This is a genomic window from Dellaglioa sp. CoH-55-MRSF-9 (genome assembly GCF_056782155.1).
The window spans coordinates 1-240 of sequence record NZ_JBXAYG010000167.1; the positions used below are offsets into that span (position 1 = coordinate 1).

Sequence of the window (240 nt, forward strand, 5' to 3'; positions counted from 1 at the left end):
AAGTTGGAGAACACCTGCGCGCCGCCGCCCGTGTAGAACACGTCCGGGCTCGCCGAATACTTGCGTTCGACGGAGGCGTCGAGCATCGCCTGCAGCGAGCGGTCGCGCGTATGCGACAGATAGTCGAGCGCCCAGCGCGACAGCCCGTCGATCGGATCGGGCTTCACGCGTGCGAGCTCCGCGTTCGACAGGTTCGCGTAGCGCGCATGCAGGTCGGAGACGATCTGCAGGTACGTGATC

At 65.8% G+C, this 240-nt stretch carries 1 protein-coding gene; it reads right to left on the reverse strand.

Going from position 1 to position 240, the window contains the following annotated elements:
• Positions 1-240: hypothetical protein (locus tag AC1RPV_RS08210; RefSeq protein WP_481764272.1), on the reverse strand; the 240-nt coding region annotated here is incomplete at both ends.